This is a genomic window from Streptomyces sp. MUSC 14 (assembly GCF_001866675.1).
Classification (GTDB): Bacteria; Actinomycetota; Actinomycetes; order Streptomycetales; family Streptomycetaceae; genus Streptomyces.
The window spans coordinates 1-6,167 of sequence record NZ_MLYN01000130.1; the positions used below are offsets into that span (position 1 = coordinate 1).

6 protein-coding genes are annotated in these 6,167 nt (G+C 74.7%); all 6 read left to right on the forward strand.

The annotated features are described in order from the left end of the window. Positions 1 to 926 (forward strand): CAP domain-containing protein (locus BIV25_RS45905; protein WP_143076851.1); only part of this gene is annotated, 926 nt, incomplete at its 5' end. A gap of 56 nt (positions 927 to 982) precedes the next feature. Continuing rightward, positions 983 to 1,660 (forward strand): AIM24 family protein, encoded by a 678-nt coding sequence (locus BIV25_RS45910; protein WP_071378555.1) that lies wholly within the window; start codon positions 983 to 985, stop codon positions 1,658 to 1,660. Between the two features lie 182 nt (positions 1,661 to 1,842). After that, positions 1,843 to 2,883, forward strand: a complete 1,041-nt coding sequence (locus BIV25_RS45915) for a tetratricopeptide repeat protein (protein WP_071378556.1) — start codon at positions 1,843 to 1,845, stop codon at positions 2,881 to 2,883. Next, positions 2,880 to 3,911: a polyprenyl synthetase family protein gene (locus tag BIV25_RS45920; protein WP_071378557.1), complete on the forward strand. Its 1,032-nt coding sequence runs from the start codon at positions 2,880 to 2,882 to the stop codon at positions 3,909 to 3,911. The genes BIV25_RS45915 and BIV25_RS45920 overlap by 4 nt, the downstream gene beginning before the upstream one ends. Before the next feature lie 104 nt (positions 3,912 to 4,015). Then, on the forward strand, positions 4,016 to 4,984 hold the full coding sequence (locus BIV25_RS45925; RefSeq protein WP_071378558.1) for a threonine/serine dehydratase: 969 nt from the start codon (positions 4,016 to 4,018) through the stop codon (positions 4,982 to 4,984). 146 nt (positions 4,985 to 5,130) lie between these two features. Beyond that, on the forward strand, positions 5,131 to 6,167 hold a 1,037-nt coding region (locus tag BIV25_RS45930; protein WP_071378559.1), incomplete at its 3' end, for a protein kinase.

Genomic DNA, 6,167 nt, shown 5'->3' on the forward strand with positions numbered 1-6,167 from the left:
GCTCCGGCTCCGGCTCCGGCTCCGGCTCCGGGGCGGCCGTACCGGCGCCCCGCCCGCCCGGTCACCGGCCCACAGCCGACTCCGCCCCAGCCGATCACCGGCCCGTCGCCGTCTCCCTCCCGCCCGGCTCCCGGCACGCCGCCGACTCCGCCCCGCCCGCCGACGACCGCTTTCTCCGGCTGGTCAACTCGGCTCGTGGGCAGGCTGGTTCGCCTCATGTCGCCCTCGATCCACGGCTCCTCACCGCTGCGCGCTCGCATGCCCGGGCCATGGCGGAGGCGGGGCGGCTCGGGGCCGAGGGGCGGGACGGGAGGTCCGTGCACCAGCGGATCACCGGCGCCGGGTACGCGTACATCGGCGTCGGTGAGCACCTGGTCTCCGGGCCGCGTTCTCCGGCGGAGTTCGTGGAGTACTGCCTGGGGTCCGAGCGGGCCCGGCGTACGCTGCTCGATCCCCGCTTCCGGCATGCCGCCCTCGCCCACACCGATGCCGGCGACCGGTACTGGACGGCGCTCTGGGCCGCTCCGCTGACGCCGGACGCGCTGTCCCGTACGGCGGCCGAGGTGGTCGCGCTCACCAACGCCGAGCGGGGCCGGGCCGGGTTGCCGCCGCTGGCCGTCGATCCGCTGCTCACGGCGGCCGCGCAGGCACACTGCGCGGACATGATCGCCCGTGACTTCTACGACCACGTCAGTCCCGACGGCACCCGGCCCTGGGACCGGGCCGCCGCCGCGGGCTCCCGGCTGCGCACGATCGGCGAGAACATCGCCTGCGGCCAGCGCTCCCCCGCCGAGGTCGTGGACGGGTGGATGAACAGCCCCGGGCATCGCGCCAACATCCTCAAGCGGGACTTCGGTCACCTGGGCATCGGCTTCGCGGGCGGCGGCCGCTCGGGCACGTACTGGGCCCAGTTGTTCGGTGGCTGACCGGGCACTTTCCGTCATCTTGGCGGAATGATGGTTTCCGGGACACGATGCCCGGCATGAAGGGTGACCTCTTTTCCAGTGAGCGCGTGGTGCAGCCCGCCGCGCAGCCGGGCATGTCCGTCGAGAACGCCAAGTGCGTCCGCTACACGGTGGACGGCGAGATGTACGCCCGCCAGGGCGCGATGGTCGCCTACCGGGGCGACCTGAAGTTCGAGCGCAAGGGCCAGGGCGTGGGCGGCATGCTCAAGCGTGCGGTCACCGGTGAGGGGCTGCCGCTCATGGCGGTGCGCGGACAGGGTGAGGCCTGGTTCGCGCACGAGGCGCAGAACTGCTTCATCGTCGAGATCGAGCCGGGCGACCGGTTCACGGTCAACGGGCGCAACGTGCTGTGCTTCGACCCCTCGCTGTCGTACGAGATCAGGACGGTGAAGGGGTCCGGCATCGCCGGCGGCGGGCTGTTCAACAGCGTGTTCTCCGGGCAGGGCCGGCTCGGGCTGGTCTGCGAGGGCGATCCGCTGGTCATCCCCGTGTCCGCGCAGTCCCCGGTGTTCGTCGACACGGACGCGGCGGTCGGCTGGACCGCCCACCTGGAGACCTCGCTGCACCGCTCCCAGTCCATCGGCTCGATGCTGCGCGGCGGTTCGGGCGAAGCCGTGCAGCTGATGCTCCGGGGCGAGGGCTTCGTCGTCGTGCGGCCGAGCGAGGCGACGCCGCAGAAGGCACAGCAGCACTGAACCTTCACAACGTGATCCGCGCCTCACGGGCAACCCCCGCCGCCGCACCTGCGTCTTGATCGACAACAGACCGATGGCGCCCCGGCCTCCGGGCCGGGGCTCTTTTCCCTACCCCTATGCACGGGATGTATACCCAGGAGGTATACACAGAGCGTATACATGCCGTGTATAGAAAGGTGCATATGTACGGCAAGGCCTTCGCCCCGGAGTACCAGGGCGCCCTGACCTCCCTTTCCGTGAACTCCTCGCTGGTCGACGTGCTGGCCGAGGGCACCGAGCGGCTGCGCGCGGCCGAGCGGTCCGGACAGCCCGCCGAGGCGGCCCGCTGCGGGCTGGCCGTCGCCGAGGCACAGCGGCGGCTCGGCCGGATCGAGGACGCCGACCGGACCTGGAAGGCGAGCTACCGCGCCGCCCGTGAGGCCGGCGACACCGGCGCGATGGCCTGGGCGCTGTGGAGCGGCGGCACCCTCGCGCGCCAGCGCGGGGCGTTCCCGCTGGCCTGGCGGCTGCTCGGGCTCGCGGCCGAACTCGGCGAGCGCGGCGGGGACATCGTGGTCCGCGGCTACTCGCTGGCGGGTCTCGCGGAGACCGGCCGCATCCAGGGCGACTACGACGCGGTGGGCCGGCTGCACGAACAGCTGCTGGCCGAGGCCCGCAAGCGCGGGGAGGCCCGGCACACGGTGTGGGCGCTGGAGGGCATCGCGCAGATGCACCGCAACACCGGCGACCACGACCGGGCGTACGCGCTGTTCGAGGAGGCGGCGGAGATAGCCGAGCGGGCCGAGGACCGGCGCGGGCACGCATGGGCGCTGCGCGGGCTGGCCGACATCCTCTCGGTGCGCGACCAGGACACCGAGCGGGCGCTGGAGCTGCTGTCCCGCGCGGAGGCCGGGTGCCGGGAGATGAACCTGTCCTCCGCGCTCGCCTACAACCACAAGATGCGCGGCAACGTCCTGTACCGCGCCGGCCGGCACACCGAGGCCCGGGACATGTACGAGCTGGCGCTGGAGGAGTTCCGCGCGATGAGCGAACCGCGCGGCGAGGCGCTGGCGCGGCTGGGCCTGGCCAAGTCGCTGGCCCGGCTCGGCCGGGACCACGCCGAGACGGCGGCCGAACTGGCCGATCTGGCTCGTACGTTGGAGCGCAGCGGACTCAAGCACGCGCGGGAGATGGTGGCCCGGGCGCAGCAGGAGTTCGGCCTCGACGCGGCGGCCGTACGGTGAGCGCGTGGCCCGTGGCGGTGCAGGCGCCGCCCTCCGCGCCCGAAGTCCTCGGCCGGTGCCGGGAGTTGGTGCTCCCGGCGCTCCAGGAGGCGGTGGGCGGGCTGCATCCGTGGGTGGCCGAGATGGCCGCGTACTCCTTCGGCTGGTGCGAGGTCGGCGGGGCACCGGCGGCCGCGTCCGGCGGCAAGGGCGTACGCCAGGCGCTCGCGGTGCTGGGCGCCGAGGCCGCCGGCGCCGACGGCCGGGCCGGAGTCCCGGCGGCGGTCGCGGTCGAGCTGGTCCATGCCTTCTCGCTGCTGCACGACGACATCATGGACGGCGACGGGACCCGGCGCCGCCGCCCGGCCGTGTGGAAGGCGTACGGCACGGGGCCGGCGATACTGGCCGGGGACGCCCTGTTCGCCCTCGCCGTGGAGACCCTGGCGCGCGCCGCGCAGGGTCCGGGCGCGGTGCGGCTGCTGTCGGCGGCCCTCGCCGATCTGGTGCGCGGGCAGGCGGACGACCTGCTGTTCGCGACCCGGCCCCCGGCCGGCCCGGAGCGGGTGACCCCCGAGGAGTACCGGGCGATGGCGGAGGGCAAGACGGGTGCGCTGCTGGGCTGCGCCGTCGCGCTGGGCGCCGCGCTCGGCGGGGCGCCCGAGACCGTGGTCGGCGCGCTGGCGCGGGCCGGACGACAGCTCGGCATCGCCTTCCAGCTGGTCGACGACGTCCTGGGGATCTGGGGCGATCCGGCCGTCACCGGCAAGCCCGCGGGCGGTGATCTGCGCGAGCGCAAGATGACGTACCCGGTGCTGGCCGCGCTCGCCTCCCCCGTGGCCCGTGGGCTGCCCGAGCTGCTCGGCCACCCGGAACGGGCCGGGGAGGCCGCCGCGCTGGTCGAGGCGGCGGGCGGCCGTACGGCGGCGCTGGAACAGGCCCGACGGCACACGGGCGCCGCGCGGGCGATCCTCGCGGACGCGCCCCTGGCCGCCAAGGCAGCCGGGGAGCTGCGCACGCTGCTGGATCATCTGGCGGGCCGCGAGCTGTGAGGCCGTGCGGCCGTCCGTTCAAACGGTGTTGACCTGGGCAGTCCAGGCGGGTCAGGGTGCCAGGGACGCGGGTTCCCACCCCCGCGCCGGAAGGGTGAAGCACCTTGATCGGCATCTCGGACATCGAAGCGGCGGCGGAGCAGATCGCCGGACACGTCGTACGGACACCGACCGTACCGAGCCCGGGGCTGACCGAGCTGCTCGGTGTCCCGGTCACCGCCAAGTTCGAACTGCTCCAGCGCACCGGCTCGTTCAAGGCGCGCGGCGCGACGGCGAAGCTGCTGTCGCTGAGCGGGGCCGAGCGGGCGGCGGGCGTGGTCGCGGTCAGCGGCGGCAACCACGGCATCGCCCTCGCGGTGATGGCGGCGGCCCTCAATGTGAAGGCGACCGTGGTGATGCCACGGACCGCGCCCGCCCGGTCCCTCGCGCTCGCCGAGGCCGCCGGTGCGTCGGTGCGGCTGACCGACGGCATGGACAGCGCGTTCGAGCTGGTGACACGGCTGCGGGACGAGGGGCTGACCCTGGTCCATCCGTTCGACGACCCGGTCGTGATCGCGGGGCAGGGCACGGTCGGACTGGAACTGGCGCAGGACGCGCCGGACACGGCCGGGCCGACGGACGTGATCGTCAGCATCGGCGGGGGCGGGCTGATCGCCGGCGTCGCCGCCGCCCTCGCCGCCCTGCGCCCCGGGGTGCGCGTGTGGGGCGTGGAGACCGAGGGTGCCGAGGCGATGTCCGGCGCGCTGCAGGCGGGCGGACCGGTGCCGGTGCCGCTGTCGTCGCTCGTCACCACGCTCAGCGCGCCCTCCGTCTCCCGGCTGACGTACGACCATGTCGCCGCGCTGGTCGAGGAGGTGCTCGTGGTCCCGGACCGCAACGCCGTGCAGGGCTGTCTGGACCTCGCCGAGCACGCCAAGGTGTGGGCCGAGCCGGCCGCGGGCGCTCTGCTGCCGGCGGCCCGGCAGGTGCTGGCCCGGGTCGGCGACGGGGCCCGGCTGGGCCTCGTGGTGTGCGGGGGCAACACCACACCCCGTGAACTCATGGGCTGGGCCGACCGGTTCGGACTGGCGTGAGCGCGACGGAGCGCGTTGCGGAAGCCCCGGAGCGGGGCGCTCCCGGAATCCGTGGAAAAAAGGGGGCGCATCCGGGAATTCTTTGAACGCACCCCCGCGCGCTGTGCGTACCCCTGGGGGACATGGGACAGGGGTTTCAGCGAGGGATGACCATGGTCGAGGCGCACGTCTCCGCACACGAGTTGGTCGCCGGCCGGTACCGGCTGCTGGAGGTCTTCGCCCGCGAGACGAACCGCCGGTGGTGGTACGCCGAGGACGTGACGGCCGAACAGCCCCGGCTGGTGTCGCAGACCGTCCTGCCGGCGGACTGCGACGCGGACACCGTGCGCCGGGTCACGGCCCGGGTCGTCCGGACCTCGGAGACCGTGCGGCGGCTGTGCCCCGGCCGGGTCGCGGTGGTCGTGGACGCCGTGGTCGAGGCCGGTGCGCTGTGGACGGTCACCGAGTGGATCGACGGCACGCCGCTCACCGAACTCCTCGACCACGAGGGCTCGTTCAGCCCGGCGCGGTCGGCGCGGATCGGCCTGGAGCTGCTGGATGTGCTCCAGGCCGCGCACGACGGGGGCATCACCCACGGGGAGTTGAGCCCGGGCCAGGTCTTCGTCCCGGAGGGCGGACCGGTCGTCGTCACCGGGTTCGGGCTGGCCGGGGCGACCCTGGTGCCACGGCTCACGGCACCGTCGTACGCCTCGCCGGAGCAGGCCCGCGACGAGCGCATCGGACCGGCCGCGGACCTGTGGGCGCTGGGCGCGCTGCTGTACACGATGGTGGAGGGCCGGCCGCCGTTCCGGGACCGGGGCCGGCCCGAGGCCACCCTGAAGGCGGTGGACCGGCTGCCGCTGCGCACCCCGCTGCGCGCGGGCCCGCTCACCCAGGCTGTGCAGGGGCTGCTGCGCAAGAACTCGCGGGAACGGCTGCCGCGGCCGGTGACCCGCGAGGCGCTGACCCGCGCTCTCGACGAGGACGCCGACTCCGGCCTGCCGACGGGCCCCGAGCCCCGGCTGCGCGGTCGGTACCGGGATCTGCTGCGGCTCGGCGGGCCGGAGCGGAGCCGGCGGCCACTGGCCGCGGGCAGTGCGGTGGCCGTGGTCGCCGTCGCGGTCACCGCCCTGGCCGTGACCCACCAGCTGCCCGGCACCGCCACCGGCGCCGCCCACGCGCCGTCACGCCCCACCGCCTCGGC

Excerpts from the sequence above, each read along its gene's own strand:
- BIV25_RS45910 (WP_071378555.1), top strand. The coding sequence starts at position 983 with ATGAAGGGTGACCTCTTTTCCAGTGAGCGCGTGGTGCAGCCCGCCGCG.
- BIV25_RS45915 (WP_071378556.1), top strand. The coding sequence starts at position 1,843 with ATGTACGGCAAGGCCTTCGCCCCGGAGTACCAGGGCGCCCTGACCTCC.